This window comes from Serratia sp. CY44782 (assembly GCF_052168715.1).
Taxonomy (GTDB): Bacteria; Pseudomonadota; Gammaproteobacteria; order Enterobacterales; family Enterobacteriaceae; genus Serratia; species Serratia nevei.
Genome location: NZ_JBJNME010000007.1, coordinates 1 through 20953, shown reverse-complemented (window position 1 = coordinate 20953; position 20953 = coordinate 1). Strand labels below are relative to the sequence as shown.

The window sequence follows — 20953 nt, the reverse complement described above, 5'->3', positions numbered from 1 at the left end:
GGTTAACCCTTGTTTTTATTCAGCAGGTTCGCCAGCCAGGTGACGAGCAGCACCACGGCGAAATAGGAGATGACCAGCGCGCTGGTGAAATGCCCGCTGCCGTTGCGCATGTTGAACAGGTAGACCTGCAGCGTTTCATACTGGCTGCCCACCAGCAGGTTGGCGAACACGAACTCGCCGATCAGGAACGAGAACGACAACAGCACGGCGATCGTTCCGCCCTTGCGCAGGTTCGGCAACACCACCAGCAGCGCCGCCTGCCAAGTGCTGGCGCCGAGCAGGTGCGCGGCGTCCATCAGATCGCGCAGGTTGATCGCCTGCATGTTATTGCTGATGGCGCGGTAGATAAACGGCAGCGCGATGGTGAAATAGCAGCCCACCAAAATCCACGGAGTGCCGAGCAGCGGCAGCGGATCGGCGGCGAACAGCTGCATCAGCCCCACCGCCGACACCACCGGCGGCACGGCGAACGGCAGCAGAATCAGCACGTTCATCACCGCGTCCAGCCTGGGAAAGTAGTAAGCGATCACAAACATCGCCGGCAGGATCACCACCACCGACAGCAGCAACGTGCCGAAGCAGATCAACAGCGAGTGCCACAGCGCCTGCAAAAAGCGCGGGTCGCTCCACAGCGCCGTCAGCCACTTCAGGGTAAAACCGTCCGGCAAAATGGTGGCGCCCCACTGGGTGGCCAGCGCATAAATCAGCGTCGCCGCCAGCGGCAACAGCAGGATCAGCAGCAGCAGGCCAGTCACCGTGCGATGGTACAAGCGTTCAGCACGCGACATGAGCATTCTCCATCCGATTATGAGCGCGCATTGAGGTAGCTCCTGCGCAGCATCCATTGGTGGATCACCGTGATAAACGCCATCATCACCACCAGTAGCATCGCCAGCGCGCTGGCCAGGTTCGGATCGAGGGAGATGTCCCCCGCCACCAGCGCCGAAATGCGGATCGGGATCACGTTGAAGTTGCCGGTGGTCAGCGCGTAGACCGTAGCGTAGGCGCCCAGCGCGTTGGCCAGCAGAATGACGAAGGTGCCCATCAGCGCCGGCGCCAGCACCGGCAGGCCGATATGCCGCCAGTAGCGCCAGGGGCCGGCGCCGAGCAGCGCCGCCGACTCGCGCCAGTCGGCGCGCAGCGCATCGAACGCCGGATAGAGCAACAATACGCCCAGCGGGATCTGGAAGTAGGTATACAGCACGATCAGGCCGCTCTTCGAATAGAGGTTGAAACTCTCCATCAGACCGTATTTGCGCAGCAGCAGCGTCAGGCAACCGTTCAGCCCCAGCAGGATGACGAAGGCAAACGCCAGCGGCACCCCGGCGAAGTTGCTGGTCATGTTGGTGAACGACATCACGAAGTCATGAAATCGGGTCTGGCCGAGCTGGCGCAGCGAGTAACTGCCCACTAACGCAATCAGCAAGCCGTAGACGCTCGACCACAACGAGATCTCCAGCGAGAACTGAAAGGCCTGCAGGTAGAACGGCGAGGTGAGGATATCGACATAGTTGCCCCATCCCCAGCCGCTGCTCTCGCTGAAAAAGCTGTGAACGGCGATCCACACCAGCGGGGCGATCTGAAACGCGCCGAACAGCACGATAAACGGCAGCAGGCACAGCGCGGCGATCCATTTGGTTTTGCCGTTCATCGCATATCCTGCGCCAGCAGCGCCCGGCAGCGCGGCTTGTCGTGCGGCGCCTGCAGCAGATCGCAAATCGTGCCGCACAGCTCGGTTTGCTGCGGATCGACGTCGTCCAGGCTGAAGCCCGTGCCGAACACGAACAGCGGCACCTGGCGCTCTTCCGGCAACACGCCGCCGTGGCTGCGATCGTCGTTCATGCCGTGGTCGGCAGTGACCAGCACCTGGTAACCGGCGGCCAGCCACTCGGGCAGATAGCGCGACAGCGAACCGTCGGCGCGCCGCGCCGCGTTGCGGTACTGCGGCGAAGAGAGGCCGAAGCGGTGCCCGGCATCGTCGATGTTCATCGGGTGGATCAGCAGGAAGTCCGGCTGATGACGCTGGCGCAGGCTTTCGGCGTCGTCGAACAGATGGCTGTCGGGATAGCCGTCGTCGTAATAGAAATGCCCGTGCTGGATCGGCAGCTCAGGCGCGTCGGTATGGCGGTCGCGCGCGGCGTCGAACGGCGTGCGGTTATACAATTCGCTGAACCAATGATACGCGGCGGCGGCGGTGGTCAGCCCGGCAGCGCGCGCGTAATGAAACACGCTTTGTTGATGAGAAAGGCGCGAGACGTGGTTGTGCACCACGCCGCTCTCCACCGGCGTGACGCCGGTGAGGATGCATTCATACAGCGGCCGGGAGAGCGAGGGCAGCTCGCTCTCCAGCAGGTACAACCGTCCGCGTCCCGCCGCGCATTCGGCCTGCAGATAGCCCATGGCGTCGTGCGCCACCCGGTAGTTGAGGCCGTCCAGCAGCACGAGGATCGTTTTCATGGTGCGTTAACTCACTGCTGCATAAACATAATGACGTTTTCCTGCCACAGGCGCGGCAGCGCTTTGGCGCTCTGTTCCCAGGCCGCCGGATCGGCGATCGGGTGCGCGTTCTTGTACTGCTCGGCCGGCAGCAGCTTGGCCTTGACGTCGTCCGGCAGCGTCAGATGTTCGGCGCGGATCGGGCGGGCATAGCCGCGCGCCAGGTTGATCTGGCCGGCGTCGGAGAAGATGTATTCGCGCGCCAGCTTGGCGGCGTTCGGGTGCTTGGCGTATTTGTTGATGATGGTGGTGTAGCCGGAGGTGATCGAGCCGTCCGACGGGATCAGCACTTCAAAGCGGGTTTTGTCGATCTGGTCGCGGTAGTTCAGGCCGTTGAAGTCCCATACCACGCCGACCTGCACTTCCCCTTTCTCCAGCGATGCGATCACCGGGTTACTCAGGCTCAGGCGGCCGGCCTTGGCCAGCTTGCCGAAGAATTCCAGGCCCGGCTTGAGGTTCTTCTCGTTGCCGCCCATGGCGTAGGTGGCCGCCAGCACGCCGCTGGCCGCCTGCGACGCAGTGCCGACGTCGCCGATGGTGACCTGATAGCTGCCCTTCAGCAGATCGGCCCAGCTGTGCGGGATATCTTTCACCTGCTGTTTATTGATGATGAAGGCGATGGTGCCGGTGTAAGCCAGCGCCCAGTGGCCGTCTTTGTCTTTCGCCCAGTCCGGCACCTGATCCCAGGTAGAGGGTTTGTACGGCTGCGTTACGCCCTTCTGCACCGCCACCGGGCCGAAGGCCGCGCCGACGTCACCGATGTCCGCCGTGGCGTTGTTCTTTTCCGCATCGAATTTGGCGATCTCCTGTGCGGAGCTCATGTCGGTATCGACATGCTTCAGGCCGTATTTGCTCAACAGATCTTGCCAGGTGCCTTTCCAGTTGGCCCAGCTGTCCGGCATGCCGACGCTGTTGACTTCGCCTTCTTTTTTAGCGGCCTGCTCCAGCGCCGCCAGATCGGTATCCGCGGCCCAGCTCATCTGGCTGGATAACACGATGGCACTGGTTAACACAGAAGCGCACAAACGTTTCATAACTGATGCTCCAGGTGGTAGTGTGGGGATGGCTGGACTAGTCCAGCAAGGACCAAACCAATCTAACGGACGAATGTGATAATTATATGTCAGCTTAAAAAAGCGACAGTTTTATCACCCATTGCAACGGCGAAAACGCGACGCTGGTCTACCTTAAGGGAGGCCAAACGCACTGAAACGGGACACCCGCTGTATGAGTGAAGCACCGACGACCGTAGCGACCATCTGCCAAACGCTGAACGCCCGCATCACCGCAGGCGAGTTTGCCGTGGGCGGCAAGCTGCCCTCCGAACGCGCCCTGAGCGAACAGTTCGCCACCACCCGCATTACCTTGCAGGAGGCGCTCGGTCAGCTGGAGGCGCAGGGTGTCATCTACCGCCAGGTGCGGCGCGGCTGGTTCATCTCGCCCCCGCGTCTTATCTACAACCCGCTGCAGCGCAGCCATTTTCACGCCATGGCGCAGCAGCAGGGGCGCGCCGCCCATACCGAGGCGATCGACAGCGCGGTAGTTACGCTCGACGCGCCGCTGGCCGCCCGCCTGGCGCTGCCCCCCGGCGCCGAGGCCTATCGCATTCGCCGGCTGCGCTACATCGACGGACGCGCGGTGCTGTACTGCGAGCACTACCTCAACCCGGCCTACTTCCCCGGCATTCTGGACGAAGACCTGACCCAGTCGCTGACCGCGCTGTACGCCGCGCGCTACGGCATCCACTACGGGCGGGTGCGTTTCGACATGCTGCCCACCCTGCTGCCGCAGCAGGCCGCCGCGATGCTGAAGGTGACCTACGGCAGCCCGGCGCTGTTCATTACGCGGGTGAACCGCGATCAGCACGACCGGGTGATCGATTGCGACCTGGAGTATTGGCGCTACGATGCGCTGCACATCGACGTGGAAGCGCAGTAAATGACAAGGGCGCATCGCTGCGCCCTTAAAGAGGAAATCAGTCGGCGTCGTAGCCGAGGTTAGGCGCCAGCCAGCGCTCGACCTCGCTCACGCTCATCCCTTTACGCACCGCGTAGTCTTCCACCTGATCGCGCTGGATCTGCGCCACCGCGAAGTACTTGCTTTCAGGATGGCTGAAGTACCACCCGGACACCGCCGCCCCCGGCCACATGGCGAAGGACTCCGTCAGCTCCATGCCGGTGTGGCGGTTGACGTCCAGCAGCTGCCAGATGGTCGCTTTTTCGGTGTGCTCCGGGCAGGCCGGGTAACCCGGCGCCGGCCGGATGCCCTGATAGTTTTCGCGGATCAGCTCTTCGTTGCTCAGGCTCTCGTCGGCGGCATAGCCCCAGTGCAGCTTGCGCACCTGCTCATGCAGGTATTCGGCGAAGGCCTCCGCCAAGCGGTCCGCCAGCGCTTTGACCATGATTTTGTTGTAATCGTCGTGCTGCGCGTCGTAGGCCGCCGCCAACGCGTCCTCCTCCAACCCGCCGGTCACCGCGAAGGCGCCGAAGTAGTCGGCCTTGCCGCTGCTTTTCGGCGCCACGAAGTCCGCCAGGCAGTAGTTCGGGAAGTCGGTTTTTTCCGTCTGCTGGCGCAGATGGCGGCTCACCGCCAGCACCTCGTCACGCCGTTCGTCGCGGTATACTTCCACGTCGTCGCCGACGCGGTTGGCAGGGAACAGGCCGTAAACGCCGCGCGGGTTGAGGCTGCGCTCGGCGGCCAGCCGATCCAGCATCTGATTGGCGTCGTGGAACAGGCGCTTGGCCTCTTCCCCCACCACCTCGTCTTCCAGGATGCGTGGGTATTTGCCCGCCAGCGACCAGGTCATGAAGAACGGCGTCCAGTCGATGTAGTGGCGCAGCGTCTCGATGCCGGCCTCCACCGGGAACACGCCGAGCTGCCGCGGCACCGGCGGCTGATAATCGGCCCAGTCCAGCGCGATGGCGTTGGCGCGCGCCTTCTGCAAATCGACCGGCGGCGTGCGTGGCTTTTTACGCGCATGCTGAATGCGCACCGTTTCATACTCTTTGCGGGTGCGCGCCACAAACTCGTCGCGCTGGGTGGCGGACAGCAGCGCCGACACCACGCCCACGGTGCGTGAGGCGTTCTGCACGTAGGTGGTCGGGCCGCTGTAGTTCTGTTCGATTTTCACCGCGGTGTGCGCCTTGGAGGTGGTGGCGCCGCCGATCAGCAGCGGCAACGTAAAGCCCTGGCGCTCCATCTCTTTGGCCACGTTGACCATCTCGTCGAGCGACGGCGTGATCAGGCCCGACAGGCCGATGATGTCCACGTTCTCCTCGCGCGCGGTGCGCAGGATTTTCTCCGTCGGCACCATCACGCCCAGATCGACGATTTCATAGTTGTTGCACTGCAGCACCACGCCGACGATGTTCTTGCCGATGTCATGCACGTCGCCCTTCACCGTCGCCAACAGGATTTTCCCCGCAGAGGTGCCCTGCTGCTTGCTGGCCTCGATGTACGGTTCCAGGTAGGCCACCGCCTGCTTCATCACGCGGGCGGATTTCACCACCTGCGGCAGGAACATCTTGCCCTCGCCGAACAGATCGCCGACCACGTTCATCCCCGCCATCAGCGGCCCTTCGATCACTTCGATCGGGCGTTCGGCCTGCTGCCGCGCTTCTTCGGTGTCCAGCTCGATAAACTCGGTGATGCCCTTCACCAGCGAATACTCCAGCCGTTTCTCCACCGGCCAGCCGCGCCATTCGGCCTGCTGCACCGCCACGTCATTATCTTTGCTGCCACGGTACTTTTCCGCCAGCTCCAGCAGGCGTTCGGTGCCGTCCTCGCGACGGTTGAGGATCACGTCCTCCACCGCGTCGCGCAGCTCGGCGCTTAAATCGTCATAAATCGCCAGCTGTCCGGCGTTGACGATGCCCATGTCCATGCCGTTGCGAATGGCGTGATACAGGAACACCGCGTGGATCGCTTCACGCACCGGATCGTTGCCGCGGAACGAGAACGACACGTTAGACACGCCGCCGGAGATCATCGCGTGCGGCAGGTGGGTTTTGATGTCGGCGCAGGCTTCGATAAAGTCGACGGCGTAGTTGTTGTGCTCTTCGATGCCGGTAGCGACGGCGAAAATGTTCGGGTCGAAAATGATGTCTTCCGGCGGGAAGCCGACGCGCTCGGTCAAAATTTTATAGGCGCGGCGGCAGATCTCGAACTTGCGCTCGCGGGTGTCCGCCTGCCCCACTTCGTCGAACGCCATCACCACCATCGCGGCACCGTAGCGGCGCACCAGTTTGGCGTGATGGATAAAAGCTTCCTCACCCTCCTTCATCGAGATCGAGTTGACGATGCCCTTGCCCTGAATGCACTTCAGGCCTTTTTCGATAACGGACCACTTGGAGGAGTCGATCATGATCGGCACCCGGGCGATGTCCGGCTCGCCGGCGATCAGGTTGAGAAAGCGCACCATCGCTGCTTCAGCGTCGAGCATCCCCTCGTCCATGTTGATGTCGATGATCTGCGCGCCGCTCTCAACCTGCTGACGCGCCACGTCGAGCGCCTCGTTGTATTTCTCTTCTTTTATCAGCCGCTTGAATCGCGCCGAACCGGTGACGTTGGTGCGCTCGCCGACGTTGACGAACAGGGTGTTGGCATCGATGGTCAGCGGCTCCAGGCCCGCCAGGCGGCAGGCGACCGGGATCTCCGGCAGCCGGCGCGGCGGCACGCCCTCGACCGCGTTGGCCATCGCGGCGATATGTTCCGGCGTGGTGCCGCAGCAGCCGCCGATGATATTGAGGAAGCCGGCCTGCGCCCACTCCCCAACCTGGCGCGCCATCTCGGCCGCATCCAGATCGTACTCGCCGAAGGCGTTCGGCAAACCGGCGTTCGGGTGCGCGGTGACGTAGGTCTCCGAGATGCGCGCCAGCTCGGCGACGTACTGACGCAGTTCGTCCGGGCCCAGGGCGCAGTTCAGGCCGAAGGTCAGCGGCTTAACGTGGCGCAGCGAATTGTAAAACGCTTCGGTGGTCTGGCCGGACAAGGTGCGACCGGAGGCGTCGGTGATGGTGCCGGAAATCATGATCGGCAGTTCCACCCCCAGCGCTTCGAATTCGGTTTCCACTGCAAAAGCGGCGGCCTTGGCATTCAGGGTGTCGAAGATGGTTTCGATCATGATCAGATCGACGCCGCCCTCCACCAGCGCGCGGGTCGATTCGCGGTAAGCCGCCACCAGCTCATCGAACGAGATGTTGCGGAACGCCGGATCGTTGACGTTCGGCGAGATGGACGCAGTGCGGTTGGTCGGCCCCAGTACCCCGGCGACGTATCGCGGTTTTTCCGGCGTGCGCGCCGTCCATTCGTCGGCGCAGGCGCGCGCCAGACAGGCGGCCTGATAGTTAATCTCGGCGGACAGCGACTCCATGTGGTAGTCGGCCATGGCGATGGAGGTCGAGTTGAAAGTATTGGTCTCAAGGATATCGGCGCCCGCCTCGAGATAGGCGTAATGAATGGCGGTGATCACTTCCGGCTTGGTCAGCACCAGCAGATCGTTATTGCCTTTCAGATCGCTGTGCCAGTCGGCAAAACGCTCGCCGCGGAAATCGCGCTCGTCCAGACGGTAGCTCTGGATCATGGTGCCCATGCCGCCGTCCAACACCAAAATGCGCTGCGCTAACTGGCGGCGCAGTTGTTCTACTCGATTCGTCACTGTAACCCCTTCCATTACCATCCAGCCCATCGCTCAACTGCCGCAAAAACCAACGAGTCATCCTAGCACAGCTTGTAGGGACAAAGGGCCAGGCGACAATTGAGAGTTTTTCAGGTTGTGCGCCAACACCTCCGATGAGCTGGCGGCGACTTGCAATTCATCGACAAAAAACGAAAATGAATTCCATCATACGGAAAAAGGAATCTCACCCATGGCCACCCCTGCTCCCGCCAAACGCGGCAAGAAGCCCCGCGCAGCAGCCCCGGCCGCCAGTGCGGCGACCGGCCAGGTACAATCGTTGACCCGTGGCCTGAAGCTGTTGGAATACATTTCGGAAGCCCAGGGCAACGTGGCGCTGACCGATCTGGCGCAGCAGGCCGGCCTGCCGAATTCCACCACCCACCGCCTGCTCACCACCATGCAGCAGCAGGGATTCGTGCGCCAGGTCGGCGATCTCGGCCTGTGGACCATCGGCTCGCACGCCTTTGTGGTCGGCAGCAGCTTCCTGCAAAGCCGCAACCTGCTGGCGATGGTGCATCCGACGCTGCGGCGCCTGATGGAAGAGTCCGGCGAAACCGTCAACCTGGCGGTGCTGGATACCAGCGAGTACCAGGCAATCATCATCGATCAGGTGCAGTGTACGGCGCTGATGCGCATGTCGGCGCCGATCGGCGGTAAACTGCCGATGCACGCCTCCGGCGCCGGCAAGGCGTTCCTCGCCACCCTGCCGGACGATCAGGTGACCAAACTGCTGCACAAGAAAGGCATGCATACCTACACGCCGCACACCCTGACGCCGCACAACCTGAAAGAGGGGCTGGCGCAGATCCGCAAACAGGGCTTCTCCTTTGACGACGAAGAGCACGCGCTCGGCCTGCGCTGCGTGGCGGCCTGTATCTTCGACGAGCACCGCGAAGCCTTCGCCGCCATCTCCATCTCCGGCCCGGTGTCGCGCATCACCGACGATCGCGTGATCGAACTGGGGGCGCTGGTGATCCACGCGGCGAAAGAGATTAGCCTGGCCTACGGCGGCGTGCGCTGATCCTACCCCTCCGAGGGCGCCCCTGCGCGCCCTCTCTCCCGATTCCTTGCTCTGTTGTCAGCATGTAACAGGCTATCGGCATCCTGTTTAGCACACGGGAAAAAAGCTTGAAGCCGATCACAGTTAACGATCCTCACGGCGAAAGCCCATTGCAACCGCTCACACTTCCTTCGACAATGTTACCGATAACATGTTACCGGTAACAATAAAGCTGAACGAAGGTAACGTCACCCGGTGTTTTGGAGCCAAGCCATGACCAACAATCAAAATCGCATTTACGTCGTTATGGGCGTTTCCGGCAGCGGTAAGTCCGCCGTCGCCGCCGCCGCGGCCCGCCAACTCTCCGCCGGCTTCCTCGACGGCGACTTCCTGCATCCGCGCAGCAACATCCTGAAAATGGCCGCCGGCGACGCGTTGAACGACGACGATCGCGCCCCATGGCTGGCCGCGCTCAACGATGCCGCCTTCGCCATGCAGCGCACCAACAACGTGTCGATCATCGTCTGCTCGGCGCTGAAAAAGCAGTATCGCGACCGCCTGCGCGCCGGCAACGGCAACCTGTCGTTTATCTACCTGCACGGCGAGTTCCCGGTGATCGAATCCCGCCTGGCGGCGCGTAACGGCCACTTCTTCAAACCGCAGATGCTGGTCACCCAGTTCGCCGCGCTGGAGCAACCGGGCGCCGACGAAAGCGACGTGATGGCGATCGACATCAACCAGCCGCTGGACGCGGTGATCGCCGATACCGTGCGCCATATCCAGAGCTTCCTGCCGCAGGACGTGTGCGCGTGAGTACCGTTACGCTGGTCGGTACCGCAGTCGGCTCGGTTTTACTGCTGTTATTCCTGGTGATGAAGGCGCGCATGCACGCCTTCGTCGCGCTGATGCTGGTGTCCATCGCCGCCGGCATTTTCTCCGGCATGCCGCTGGACCATATCGCCGACACCATGCAAAAAGGCATGGGCGACACGCTGGGCTTTCTGGCGATCGTGGTGGCGCTGGGGGCGATGTTCGGCAAGATCCTGCATGAGGTCGGCGCGCTCGATCAAATTGCGGCGCAATTGCTGAAACGATTCGGACAAAGCAAGGCGCACTATGCGCTCGGCATCGCTGGCCTGATCTGCGCGCTGCCGCTGTTCTTCGACGTGGCGGTGGTGCTACTGATCGGCATCGTGTTCGCCGTGGCGCGCCGCACCGACGGCAATATCGTCAAGCTGGCGATCCCGCTGTTCGCCGGCGTGGCCGCCGCCGCCTCCTTCCTGCTGCCGGGGCCGGTACCGATGCTGCTGGCTTCGCAGATGAAGGCTGACTTCGGCTGGATGATCGCCATCGGCCTGGTGGCGGCGGTGATCGGCATGCTGATCGCCGGCCCGCTGTACGGCAGCTTTATCAGCCGCTTCGTCAACTGGCCAATGCCGCCGGAAGAGAACGAGCCGACGCTGACCAAGGGCAATCTGCCGTCGTTCGGCTTCAGCCTGGCGCTGGTGCTGTGCCCGCTGGTGCTGGTCGGCATGAAAACCATCGGCGCGCGGCTGGTCACTCCGGGTTCGCAGCTGCAGCAGTGGCTGGAGTTTATCGGCCACCCGTTCACTGCCATCCTGCTGGCCTGCCTGATCGTGATTTACGGCCTGGCGAAACCGCGCGGCATGAGCAACGAACAGACGTTGGCCATCTGCTCCGCCGCGGTGCAACCGGCCGGGATCATCCTGCTGATGACCGGCGCCGGCGGGGTGTTCAAACAGATCCTGGTGGATTCCGGCGTAGGGCCGGCGCTGGGTGACGCCATGATCGGCGCCGGCCTGCCGATCGCCGTGGCCGCCTTTGCGCTCTCCGCCATGGTGCGAGTGATTCAGGGTTCGGCCACCGTCGCCTGCCTGACCACCGTCGGCCTGGTGCTGCCGGTCACCAGCCAGCTCGGATTGAACGGCGGGCAGCTGGCCGCGCTGGCTATCTGCATCGCCGGCGGCTCCATCGTGCTGAGCCACGTCAACGACGCCGGTTTCTGGCTGTTCGGCAAATTCACCGGCGCCAACGAACTGCAAACGCTGAAAACCTGGACGGTGATGGAAACGATTCTGGGCAGCGTCGGCGGCGCTATCGGCATGATTGCATTCACGATGTTTTAAATCCTAAATCGCCCCCGGCCTTGCACACCAGGGCTGCAAATCACCACCGGGGGCACCGCCACAGGCGGCGACTATAACAACAGCAATGTGAGGAAGGCATGATTAACCCAACCTTGTCCCGTGTCACACAGCGCATCACCCACCGCTCCCAGGCCAGCCGCGCCGCCTATCTGGCGCGTATCGAAGCGGCACGTTCCCAAACCGTCCACCGTGCACAGCTGGCCTGCGGCAACCTGGCCCACGGCTTCGCCGCCTGTCAGCCCGATGACAAGACGGCGCTGAAAAACATGGTGCGCAGCGATATCGCCATCATCACCGCCTACAACGACATGCTGTCGGCCCACCAGCCGTACGAACACTACCCGCAGCGGCTGAAACAGGCGCTGCAGACGGTGGGCGCCGTCGGCCAGGTGGCCGGCGGCGTGCCGGCGATGTGCGACGGCGTGACGCAGGGACAGGACGGCATGGAGCTGTCGTTGATGAGCCGTGACGTGATCGCCATGTCGGCCGCCGTCGGCCTGTCGCACAACATGTTCGACGGCGCGCTGTTCCTCGGCATCTGCGACAAGATCGTGCCTGGGCTGGTGATGGCCGCCCTCTCCTTCGGCCACCTGCCCGCGCTGTTCGTGCCGGCCGGCCCGATGAGCAGCGGTTTACCCAACAAGGAAAAGGTGCGCGTGCGCCAGCTGTACGCCGAGGGCAAGGCCGATCGCCTGGCGCTGCTGGAAGCCGAGGCCGCCTCCTATCATGGCATCGGTACCTGCACCTTCTACGGCACCGCCAACACCAACCAGATGGTGATGGAAGTGATGGGCCTGCACCTGCCGGGCGCCTCTTTCGTGCATCCGGACACGCCGCTGCGCGACGCGCTGAACGACGCCGCCGCGCGCCAGGTGACGCGACTGACCGACACCGCCGGCAACTACCTGCCGATCGGCCGCCTGGTGGACGAGAAAGTGGTGGTAAACGGCATCGTCTCGCTGCTGGCCACCGGCGGCTCCACCAACCTGACCATGCATCTGGTGGCGATGGCACGGGCGGCGGGCATCATCATCACCTGGGACGACTTCTCGGAGCTGTCGGAGGCGGTGCCGCTGCTGTGCCGTATCTATCCGAACGGCCCGGCCGACATCAACCAGTTCCAGGCCGCCGGCGGCGTGCCGCTGGTGGTGCGCGAGCTGCTGCAACACAGGCTGCTGCACGAAGACGTGCATACCGTGGCTGGTTTCGGCCTGCACCGCTACACCCAGGAACCCTGGCTGGATAATGGCCAGCTGGTGTGGCGCGAAGGCGTGGCCGGCTCGCTTGACGCCAGCGTGATCGCCAGCGTCGCTCAGCCGTTTGAGCATCACGGCGGCACCAAAGTGATGGCCGGCAATCTGGGCCGTGCGGTGATGAAAACCTCGGCGGTGCCCGCCGACAACCAGATTATCGAAGCGCCGGCGGTGGTGTTCGACAGCCAGCACGACATCGTGCCGGCGTTCGAAGCCGGCAAGCTGGATCGCGATTGCGTGGTGGTGGTGCGCTTCCAGGGGCCACAAGCCAACGGCATGCCGGAGCTGCACAAGCTGATGCCGCCGCTGGGCGTGCTGATGGATCGCGGCTTCAAAGTGGCGCTGGTGACCGACGGCCGCCTGTCAGGCGCCTCCGGCAAGGTGCCTTCCGCCATCCACGTCACCCCGGAAGCCTATACCGGCGGCCTGCTGGCGAAAGTGCGCGACGGCGATCCGATCCGCGTCAACGGCCGCAGTGGCGAGCTGCAGGTGCTGGTCGACGCCGACGAACTGGCCCAGCGCGCGCCATGCCAGCCCGATCTGAGCGCAGAACACATCGGCTGCGGCCGCGAGCTGTTCGGCGCGCTGCGCAGCCAGCTGTCCGGCGCCGAGCAGGGCGCCTGCTGCATCAAATTTTAATCGATAGCCTGGCCGCATCGCCGCCTGGCGGCGGCCACAGAGGAGAACGTCATCATGAACCAATGGAAAACAAGCGCCGAGCAGATCCTGACGGCGGGGCCGGTGGTGCCGGTCATCGTGATCAACAAGCTGGAACATGCGGTACCGCTGGCGAAAGCGCTGGTCGCCGGCGGCGTGCGGGTGCTGGAAGTGACGCTGCGCACCGCCTGCGCCATGGACGCCATTCGCGCCATCGCCCAAGAAGTGCCGGAAGCGATCATCGGCGCCGGTACCGTGATCAATCCCCAGCAGCTGCGTGAAGTGACCGAGGCCGGTGCGCAGTTCGCCATCAGCCCAGGATTGACCGACGAGCTGCTCAAGGCAGCCATCGCCGGTTCCATTCCCTTAATCCCAGGCATCAGCACCGTTTCCGAGCTGATGCTGGGCATGGATTACGGCCTGCGTGAGTTTAAATTCTTCCCGGCGGAAGCCAATGGCGGCGTAAAAGCGCTGCAGGCGATCGGCGGCCCGTTCCCGCAGGTGCGCTTCTGCCCGACCGGCGGTATCTCGCCGGACAACTACCGCAGCTACCTGGCGCTGAAAAGCGTGCTGTGCATCGGCGGCTCCTGGCTGGTGCCGGCGGACGCGCTGGAAAGCGGCGACTACGCCCGCATCACCGAACTGGCGCGCGCCGCCGTCGCGGGTGCCCAGGCCTGATTTACATCGCAGCGGTGGCGGCCGGCAGCGCCGCCCCGCTGCGCTGGCTGAACCGCTGCTTCTTGCGGTAAGCGAACACGTCTTCCACGTGCCCCCCGCGGATGCGCTGCTGCAACCCGCGCCAATACTCAGCGGTAAACAGATCGCTGTGCAACTCCTCAAACACCTGCCGAATGCGCCGATCGCCGCACAGGAAGTGGCGGAACTCCTCCGGGAACACGTCATTGGGCGCGATGCTGTACCACGGCTCGCTGGCCAGCTCGTCCTCCGGATAACGCGGCGGCGGAATGTCGCGGAAGTTAACCTCGGTCATGTAGCAAATTTCGTCGTAGTCGTAGAACACCACCCGCCCGTGGCGCGTCACGCCAAAGTTCTTGAACAGCATGTCGCCGGGGAAGATATTGGCGGCGGCCAGCTGCTTGATGGCATTGCCGTACTCTTCGATCGCATCGCGCATCTGCTGGTCGTTGGCCTGCTCCAGATACAGGTTCAGCGGCGTCATGCGCCGTTCCATATACAGGTGCTTGATCACGATGCGATCGCCGAGATCTTCCAGTTTGCCCGGCACTTCGCGCTGCAGTTCCACCAACAGCGCCGGGCTGAGGCGCGCCTTGTCGACGACGAAATTCTCGTACTCCTGGGTATCCGCCATGCGCCCGACGCGATCGTGCTCTTTCACCAGCTGATAGCAGGCCATCACCTGCGCCTGCGTCACCTCTTTTTGCGGGGCGAACTCGTCCTTGATCACTTTGAATACCCGGTCGAAAGACGGCAAGGTGAACACCAGCATCACCATGCCCTTCACCCCCGGCGCGATGATAAATTGCTCCTGCGACTGCGCCATAAAGGTCAGGTATTCGCGATAGCATTCGGTTTTGCCATGCTTCTGGCAGCCGATCGCCATGTACAGCTCGGCGGTGGTTTTGCCCGGCAGGATCTCACGCAGCCACTCCACCATCGCCGCCGGCAGCGGCGCGTAGACCATGAAATAAGAACGGGCGAAGCCGAAGACGATGCTGGCCTCAGCCTTACCGGTCAGGCAGGCGTCGATAAACAGCGCGCCCGATTCGCTGTGGTGGATAGGCAGCAAGAACGGATAAACGCCGTCGGCCAGGCGCAGCTTGCCGACCAGCCAGGCGGCCTTGTTGCGGTAGAACAGTTCGTTGGCGATCTGGAAGGTTGCCCCCGCCAGCTGCTGTGCGCTGAAGGCGCGTTGCAGCGCCTGAGTGATGTAGCGAATATCGCGCGTCAAATCCTCCCACGGCAGACGCAGCGGCAGATCGCTCAGTACGCTGCGCAACATCGCCGGCAGATCGCCATTGGGCGTGAAATCGCGCGCCAGCGGACGCGGAATATCGCGAAAGCGCCGCTCCGGCTGCGAACTGAAGACGAACAGCTTGTCCGGCGTCAGATCGCGGTGCTTGAACAGCCGGCAGTAGACCGAGTTAAAAAAGCTTTCGGCGATCTCGAAACGCGGATAGTCCGGCAGCAGGTCGATATAGACCGCTTTGACCCGGCTGGGGAAGTCGGCGTCGAAGTATTTCTGCCCGGTGATGCATTTGAGTTGCTCCACTACCAGGCCGACGTGATGGTCGTACAGATGGATGCGCTTTTTCATCGCCTGCTGCACCGCCGGCCAGTCCGCCTGCTCGAAGCGCTGCTGCGCGCCGGCGGTCACTTCCAGAAAGCGGCCGTACTGCGCATCGAAGCCCTGCAGGATCGTCTGTGCGATCAACAACTCCAGTTTTGCCGCCATCCTTACCCCCGCCAGAAAAAGAAGCCTGCGCATGCAGGCTCCGGGTGAAACGTCTTCAAGCTTGCCGCATCAGAACTGCTGTTCTTCCGTCGAACCGGTCAGCGCGGTGACCGAAGAGGCGCCGCCCTGAATGATGGTGGTGACCTTGTCGAAGTAGCCGGTGCCCACCTCTTGCTGGTGCGACGCGAAGGTGTAGCCGCGATCCACCGCGGCGAACTCCGCCTGCTGCACCTTCTCGACGTAGTGTTTCATGCCCTCGCCCTGCGCATAGGCGTGCGCCAGGTCGAACATGTTGAACCACATGCTGTGGATGCCCGCCAGCGTAATGAACTGATACTTGTAGCCCATGTCCGACAGCGCCTGCTGGAAGCGGGCGATGGTCTGGTCGTCGAGGTTCTTCTTCCAGTTGAACGACGGCGAGCAGTTGTAGGCCAGCAGCTTGCCCGGGTATTTGGCGTGGATGGCGTCGGCGAAGCGCTGAGCGGCATCCAGATCCGGCGTTGAGGTTTCGCACCACACCATATCCGCGTAAGGGGCGTAAGCCAGGCCGCGGCTGATCGCCTGCTCGACGCCGGCATGGGTACGGAAGAAGCCTTCCGCCGTGCGCTCGCCGGTGACGAAGGCGCTGTCATACGGATCGCAATCGGAGGTCAGCAGGTCGGCCGCATCGGCGTCGGTGCGGGCGATCACCAGCGTCGGCACGCCGAGCACGTCGGCCGCCAGGCGCGCGGCGACCAGTTTCTGGATCGCTTCTTGCGTGGGCACCAGCACTTTGCCGCCCATATGGCCGCATTTCTTCACCGCCGCCAGCTGGTCTTCAAAGTGCACCCCGGCGGCGCCGGCGGTGATCATCGCTTTCATCAGCTCGAAGGCGTTCAGCACGCCGCCGAAGCCGGCTTCCGCATCGGCGACGATCGGCAGGAAATAGTCGGTGTAGCCTTTGCTGCCCGGCTCAATCTGGTTAGCCCATTGGATCTGATCGGCGCGGCGGAAGGTATTGTTGATGCGCTCGACAACCTTCGGCACCGAGTCCACCGGATACAGCGACTGGTCAGGGTACATGGCCGCCGCGCTGTTGGCGTCCGCCGCCACCTGCCAACCGGACAGGTAGATAGCCTCGACGCCGGCTTTGGCCTGCTGCAGCGCCTGGCCGCCGGTCAGCGCGCCCAGGCAGTTCACGTAGCCTTTGCGCGCCTTGCCGTTCAACAATGCCCACAGTTTGGCGGCGCCGTTTTGCGCCAGGGTGCATTCCGGGTTGACCGAACCGCGCAGGTTGATCACGTCTTCGGCGCTGTAAGGGCGGGTAATGCCTTCCCAACGGGCCGATTTCCATTCCTGTTCCAGCTGCTGGATCTGTTGAGAGCGAGAGGTAGACATAATTTTTATCCTTTCAGTCGTGTAGGGTTAATTGGGAAAACTCAGGCCAGCAGCTCATAGCCGGGCAGCGTCAGGAAATCGATTAATTCATCTTGCGTGGTGATGCGCTCCATCAGGCGCGCCGCCTCTTCGAACCGGCCGGCGTTAAAGCGCGCTTCCCCCACTTCTTCACGCACCACCAACATCTCTTCTTGCAGCATCTGGCGGAACAGCGCCTTGGTGACCGGACGCCCGTCGCTCAGGCTCTTCTCGTGGTGGATCCACTGCCAGATTGACGTACGGGAGATTTCCGCCGTCGCCGCATCTTCCATCAAACCGTAAATCGGTACGCAACCGTTGCCGGAGATCCAGGCTTCGATGTACTGCACCGCCACGCGGATATTGGCGCGCATCCCCGCCTCGGTGCGTTCGCCGTCGCACGGTGCCAGCAGCTGTGCGGCGCTGATCGGCGCGTCTTGCTCACGCAGCACCTCCAGCTGGTTTTGGCGATCGCCCAATGCTTTGCCAAATACCTCCATCACCGTATCCGCCAGCCCCGGGTGCGCCACCCAGGTGCCGTCGTGGCCGTTGCTGGCCTCCAGCTCTTTGTCCGCCCGTACCTTATTCAACACCCAGTCATTTTTCTCGGCGTCTTTGCTCGGGATAAACGCCGCCATACCGCCCATGGCGAACGCGCCGCGCTTGTGACAGGTTTTGATCAACAGACGCGAATAGGCGCTGAGGAAAGGTTTCTCCATGGTCACCGACTGACGATCCGGCAGCACGCGATCGCCATGATTCTTCAGCGTTTTGATGTAGCTGAAGATGTAATCCCAGCGGCCGCAGTTCAGGCCGACGATGTGGTCGCGCAGGTGGTAGAGAATTTCGTCCATCTGGAACACCGCCGGCAGGGTTTCGATCAGCACGGTCGCTTTGATGGTGCCGCGCGGCAGATCGAAACGATCCTCGGTAAAGCTGAAGACATCACTCCACCAGGCCGCCTCTTCCCAGGACTGGGTTTTCGGCAGATAGAAATACGGCCCGCTGCCCTTGGCCAGCAGCTGGCGATAGTTGTGGTAGAAGTACAGCGCGAAATCGAACAGGCCGCCGGGAATGGCTTCATCACGCCACAGCACGTGTTTTTCCGGCAAATGCAGGCCGCGCACGCGAGCGATCAATACCGCCGGGTTCGGTTTCAGCTGGTAGATTTTGCCGGCTTCATTGGTGTAGGAAATGGTGCCGTTAACCGCATCGTGCAGGTTAATTTGGCCGTCGATGACTTTGTCCCAGCTTGGCGCCAGCGAGTCTTCGAAGTCCGCCATGAATACTTTTACGTTGGCATTAAGCGCATTGATCACCATCTTGCGCTCAACCGGCCCGGTGATCTCGACCCGGCGGTCACGCAAATCTTGTGGAATGCCGCGGATCTGCCAGTCACCTTCACGAATGGAAGTGGTTTCCGAAATAAATCCCGGCAGTTCGCCGCGATCGATATTTTGCTGCCAGCGGACACGCGCCGCCAGCAGCTCGTTGCGCCGCGGCGTGAATTTCCCCACCAGTTCCGCCAGGAATTCAACCGCTTCATCGGTCAACACCTGGCGCTCCGCTGCGGCGAACCCCTGCGTAAACCTTAACTCCGTGCCTGCTATCTGTTGTGTCATGACCTTGCTCCTTCCCATCGTTGCGCTCGCGCGACCGGCGCATTTTCATCAGAAATCACTGTGGATCAGGGTGGATGAAACGATCCTCAACTGGTCAGATCTCATCCCGATAGCTCTAAGAATACTCAACAAAAAATAAAAATCAAAAACCATTTCCATTTTATTATTAAATATTTTATTAACACTTTATTATCAATTGGTTAGACAAAATAACAACAATAGCGGGTAAGGAAACTGGTTCCAATAATTTAATAAAGACGTGCTAACGCCTTGTCAGGAAATGGTTTTTTGGATAAAAGGACGGATAAAAAGAGGATCGTGCAGAGGATCAACGGCGCGGCGGCCTCGATTCAGCCGCCGGCAAGCAGAAAAGATCAGTCGAGCGTCGGATTCATATGGCGCAGATCGTACGGCGTGATCTGGTAGACGTAATAATTGAGCCAGTTGGAAAACAGCAGATGGCCATGGCTGCGCCAGGTGGCTTTCGGTGTCAGTGCGGGGTTGTCATCGGGGAAGTAGTTGAGTGGAACGGCGGGATCGAGGCCGGCTTCGTTGTCGCGACAATACTCTCCTGCCAGGGTCAGCGTATCATATTCCGGATGGCCGGTGACAAACGCCAGGCGCTTGTCCCTGCTGGCAAACAGGTAGGCGCCGGCCTGCTCGGATTCGGCCAGAACATCCAGGTCGGTATATTGACGGATCACCTCGGTCGGGAAATCGGCATAGCGTGAATGCGGCGCCAGGAAGCTTTCGTCGAAGCCGCGCGTCAGCAACGCATGCTGCTGCAGCGTTTGATGCGGATAAACGCCGGAGAGCTTCACCTCGCGCGTCATCTTGGGAATGCCATACAGAATATTCAACGCCGCCTGTACCGCCCAGCACACAAACAGCGTGGAGGTAACGTGGTTCTTGGCCCAGTCGATCACGCGCTCGATCTGCGGCCAGTAGGCAACATCGCAGAAATCGACCAGCCCCAGCGGCGCGCCGGTGACGATCAAACCATCGAAGTTCTCGTTCTGGATATCCTCGAAGTCACAGTAGAAGTTATTCAGATGCTCGGCCGGCGTGTTCTTCGATTCGCGGCTATCGATACGCAGCAGCTGGATATCAATCTGCAGCGGCGAGTTGGACAGCAGGCGCAAAAACTGGTTTTCCGTTTCGATCTTCTTTGGCATCAGGTTGAGGATCAGCACTTTCAGTGGCCTGATTTCCTGTGTTTTTGCCCGCGAGGATGTCATCACGAAGACATTCTCACCGCGCAAGAAATTGACCGCAGGTAACTCATCAGGAACACGAATCGGCATTGCTTAACCCTCACACATCCATTTATACGTTTAGACTTCTAGATGCCCGAAGATAGCGTTTTTTTCCGTCGATGTCGAGCATTCGGCGGAAAGGTGAAAATGTTTCATTGCGCGCTCTGCGCCAGGATATGAGAAGGGGGAGCAAAGGGACTGAAAAGCAAAAAGGCCATCCTTTCGGATGGCCTCTTGGCTTATTTGATGCTTGGCAGTGTCCTACAGTATTCGTCTCATCCTGAGACTCTCCCCTGCGGGGCCGCCGCAAGCGGCGTTAAGGCCCGTTCCCGACGGGCCTTTCGCATGCCCATGCTCGAGCAGAACACCAAATAACAGACAAAACAAAAAGCCCCATGCTTTCGCATGAGGCTTGTTGTTTTATTTGATGCTTGGCAGTGTCCTACTCTCGCATGGGGAGACCCCACACTACCATCGGCGCTACGGCGTTTCACTTCTGAGTTCGGCATGGGGTCAGGTGGGACCACCGCGCTATTGCCGCCAAGCAAATTCTTTTTTCTGCCGAACTTCTCAACCCACTTTAAATAAAGTGGTGCTGATACCCAGAGTCGAACTGGGGACCTCACCCTTACCAAGGGTGCGCTCTACCAACTGAGCCATATCAGCACGCTTAATTTGATGCCTGGCAGTGTCCTACTCTCGCATGGGGAGACCCCACACTACCATCGGCGCTACGGCGTTTCACTTCTGAGTTCGGCATGGGGTCAGGTGGGACCACCGCGCTATTGCCGCCAGGCAAATTCTGTTTCATTCCAACCGCGCCACTCCCGTGTCGCCATCAGAACCAATCTCGGAACTTCGCTGAAAAATCTCTCTAAAACACCTTCGGTGTTGTAAGGTTAAGCCTCACGGATCATTAGTACTGGTTAGCTCAATGCATCGCTGCACTTACACACCCAGCCTATCAACGTCTTAGTCTTAAACGTTCCTTCAGG

The 20953-nt window shown here is 61.6% G+C and carries 15 protein-coding genes, 1 tRNA gene and 3 rRNA genes; 6 read left to right on the top strand and 13 right to left on the bottom strand.

Annotated features, from left to right (window positions below; all coding sequences use genetic code 11):
• Positions 1-2 precede the first annotated feature (2 nt).
• The 4 genes from ACJ8HT_RS14310 to ACJ8HT_RS14295 are packed head-to-tail and all read right to left on the bottom strand — an operon-like array spanning position 3 to position 3530.
• Positions 3-788 carry an ABC transporter permease gene (locus tag ACJ8HT_RS14310; RefSeq protein ID WP_197653084.1) on the bottom strand — a complete coding sequence of 262 codons (786 nt, stop codon included), beginning with the start codon at positions 786-788 and terminating at the stop codon, positions 3-5.
• Positions 789-805: 17 nt separating this feature from the next.
• Positions 806-1651, bottom strand: coding sequence for an ABC transporter permease (locus ACJ8HT_RS14305; protein ID WP_039569690.1), 846 nt, complete (start codon positions 1649-1651; stop codon positions 806-808).
• Positions 1648-2457 (bottom strand): alkaline phosphatase family protein, encoded by an 810-nt coding sequence (locus tag ACJ8HT_RS14300; RefSeq protein WP_197653085.1) that lies wholly within the window; start codon positions 2455-2457, stop codon positions 1648-1650. The genes ACJ8HT_RS14305 and ACJ8HT_RS14300 overlap by 4 nt, the downstream gene beginning before the upstream one ends.
• An 11-nt stretch (positions 2458-2468) precedes the next feature.
• Positions 2469-3530: an ABC transporter substrate-binding protein gene (locus tag ACJ8HT_RS14295; RefSeq protein WP_004936660.1), complete on the bottom strand. Its 1062-nt coding sequence runs from the start codon at positions 3528-3530 to the stop codon at positions 2469-2471.
• Positions 3531-3723: 193 nt separating this feature from the next.
• On the opposite strand from ACJ8HT_RS14295, the gene ACJ8HT_RS14290 reads away from it, so the two are divergent.
• Positions 3724-4434, top strand: a complete 711-nt coding sequence (locus ACJ8HT_RS14290) for a UTRA domain-containing protein (protein ID WP_197653086.1) — start codon at positions 3724-3726, stop codon at positions 4432-4434.
• A 37-nt stretch (positions 4435-4471) separates the two neighbouring features.
• Here the strand turns inward: ACJ8HT_RS14290 and metH are convergent, their stop codons facing one another.
• Complete coding sequence (gene metH / locus ACJ8HT_RS14285; protein WP_197653087.1) at positions 4472-8167, bottom strand: methionine synthase; 3696 nt, start codon at positions 8165-8167, stop codon at positions 4472-4474.
• Between the two features lie 196 nt (positions 8168-8363).
• On the opposite strand from metH, the gene iclR reads away from it, so the two are divergent.
• The 5 genes from iclR (at position 8364) to ACJ8HT_RS14260 (ending at position 13929) form a co-directional block, all read left to right on the top strand.
• Positions 8364-9194 (top strand): glyoxylate bypass operon transcriptional repressor IclR, encoded by an 831-nt coding sequence (iclR, locus tag ACJ8HT_RS14280; RefSeq protein ID WP_004936648.1) that lies wholly within the window; start codon positions 8364-8366, stop codon positions 9192-9194.
• 252 nt (positions 9195-9446) lie between these two features.
• Positions 9447-9986: a gluconokinase gene (gene gntK / locus ACJ8HT_RS14275; protein WP_038874371.1), complete on the top strand. Its 540-nt coding sequence runs from the start codon at positions 9447-9449 to the stop codon at positions 9984-9986.
• On the top strand, positions 9983-11320 hold the full coding sequence (gene gntU / locus ACJ8HT_RS14270) for a gluconate transporter (protein WP_033649721.1): 1338 nt from the start codon (positions 9983-9985) through the stop codon (positions 11318-11320). Before gntK ends, gntU begins: the two co-directional genes overlap by 4 nt.
• A 98-nt stretch (positions 11321-11418) precedes the next feature.
• Positions 11419-13233 (top strand): phosphogluconate dehydratase, encoded by a 1815-nt coding sequence (gene edd / locus ACJ8HT_RS14265; protein WP_197653088.1) that lies wholly within the window; start codon positions 11419-11421, stop codon positions 13231-13233.
• A gap of 54 nt (positions 13234-13287) precedes the next feature.
• A complete protein-coding gene (locus tag ACJ8HT_RS14260; protein WP_060440936.1) occupies positions 13288-13929 on the top strand; it encodes a bifunctional 4-hydroxy-2-oxoglutarate aldolase/2-dehydro-3-deoxy-phosphogluconate aldolase in 642 nt (213 codons plus the stop codon).
• A 1-nt stretch (position 13930) separates the two neighbouring features.
• On the opposite strand, the gene aceK is transcribed toward ACJ8HT_RS14260, so the two are convergent.
• From aceK to ACJ8HT_RS14220, 8 genes are all read right to left on the bottom strand, one after another.
• Positions 13931-15685, bottom strand: a complete 1755-nt coding sequence (gene aceK, locus ACJ8HT_RS14255) for a bifunctional isocitrate dehydrogenase kinase/phosphatase (protein ID WP_197653089.1) — start codon at positions 15683-15685, stop codon at positions 13931-13933.
• Between the two features lie 69 nt (positions 15686-15754).
• Positions 15755-17062: an isocitrate lyase gene (aceA, locus tag ACJ8HT_RS14250; protein WP_004936630.1), complete on the bottom strand. Its 1308-nt coding sequence runs from the start codon at positions 17060-17062 to the stop codon at positions 15755-15757.
• Positions 17063-17103: 41 nt separating this feature from the next.
• Positions 17104-18702: a malate synthase A gene (aceB, locus tag ACJ8HT_RS14245; RefSeq protein ID WP_049201549.1), complete on the bottom strand. Its 1599-nt coding sequence runs from the start codon at positions 18700-18702 to the stop codon at positions 17104-17106.
• A 374-nt stretch (positions 18703-19076) separates the two neighbouring features.
• Positions 19077-20006: a homoserine O-acetyltransferase MetA gene (metA, locus tag ACJ8HT_RS14240; protein ID WP_197653090.1), complete on the bottom strand. Its 930-nt coding sequence runs from the start codon at positions 20004-20006 to the stop codon at positions 19077-19079.
• A gap of 381 nt (positions 20007-20387) precedes the next feature.
• Positions 20388-20503, bottom strand: a 5S ribosomal RNA gene (gene rrf, locus ACJ8HT_RS14235).
• 45 nt (positions 20504-20548) lie between these two features.
• A tRNA-Thr gene (locus ACJ8HT_RS14230) sits at positions 20549-20624 on the bottom strand.
• A 14-nt stretch (positions 20625-20638) separates the two neighbouring features.
• Positions 20639-20754: ribosomal RNA gene (gene rrf / locus ACJ8HT_RS14225) — 5S ribosomal RNA — on the bottom strand.
• A 99-nt stretch (positions 20755-20853) separates the two neighbouring features.
• Positions 20854-20953, bottom strand: a 23S ribosomal RNA gene (locus ACJ8HT_RS14220); the annotation flags it as partial.

Coding starts and splice junctions, on each gene's coding strand:
- ACJ8HT_RS14310 (WP_197653084.1), bottom strand. CDS start 788: ATGTCGCGTGCTGAACGCTTGTACCATCGCACGGTGACTGGCCTGCTG.
- ACJ8HT_RS14305 (WP_039569690.1), bottom strand. CDS start 1,651: ATGAACGGCAAAACCAAATGGATCGCCGCGCTGTGCCTGCTGCCGTTT.
- ACJ8HT_RS14300 (WP_197653085.1), bottom strand. CDS start 2,457: ATGAAAACGATCCTCGTGCTGCTGGACGGCCTCAACTACCGGGTGGCG.
- ACJ8HT_RS14295 (WP_004936660.1), bottom strand. CDS start 3,530: ATGAAACGTTTGTGCGCTTCTGTGTTAACCAGTGCCATCGTGTTATCC.
- ACJ8HT_RS14290 (WP_197653086.1), top strand. CDS start 3,724: ATGAGTGAAGCACCGACGACCGTAGCGACCATCTGCCAAACGCTGAAC.
- metH (WP_197653087.1), bottom strand. CDS start 8,167: ATGGAAGGGGTTACAGTGACGAATCGAGTAGAACAACTGCGCCGCCAG.
- iclR (WP_004936648.1), top strand. CDS start 8,364: ATGGCCACCCCTGCTCCCGCCAAACGCGGCAAGAAGCCCCGCGCAGCA.
- gntK (WP_038874371.1), top strand. CDS start 9,447: ATGACCAACAATCAAAATCGCATTTACGTCGTTATGGGCGTTTCCGGC.
- edd (WP_197653088.1), top strand. CDS start 11,419: ATGATTAACCCAACCTTGTCCCGTGTCACACAGCGCATCACCCACCGC.
- ACJ8HT_RS14260 (WP_060440936.1), top strand. CDS start 13,288: ATGAACCAATGGAAAACAAGCGCCGAGCAGATCCTGACGGCGGGGCCG.
- aceK (WP_197653089.1), bottom strand. CDS start 15,685: ATGGCGGCAAAACTGGAGTTGTTGATCGCACAGACGATCCTGCAGGGC.
- aceA (WP_004936630.1), bottom strand. CDS start 17,062: ATGTCTACCTCTCGCTCTCAACAGATCCAGCAGCTGGAACAGGAATGG.
- aceB (WP_049201549.1), bottom strand. CDS start 18,702: ATGACACAACAGATAGCAGGCACGGAGTTAAGGTTTACGCAGGGGTTC.
- metA (WP_197653090.1), bottom strand. CDS start 20,006: ATGCCGATTCGTGTTCCTGATGAGTTACCTGCGGTCAATTTCTTGCGC.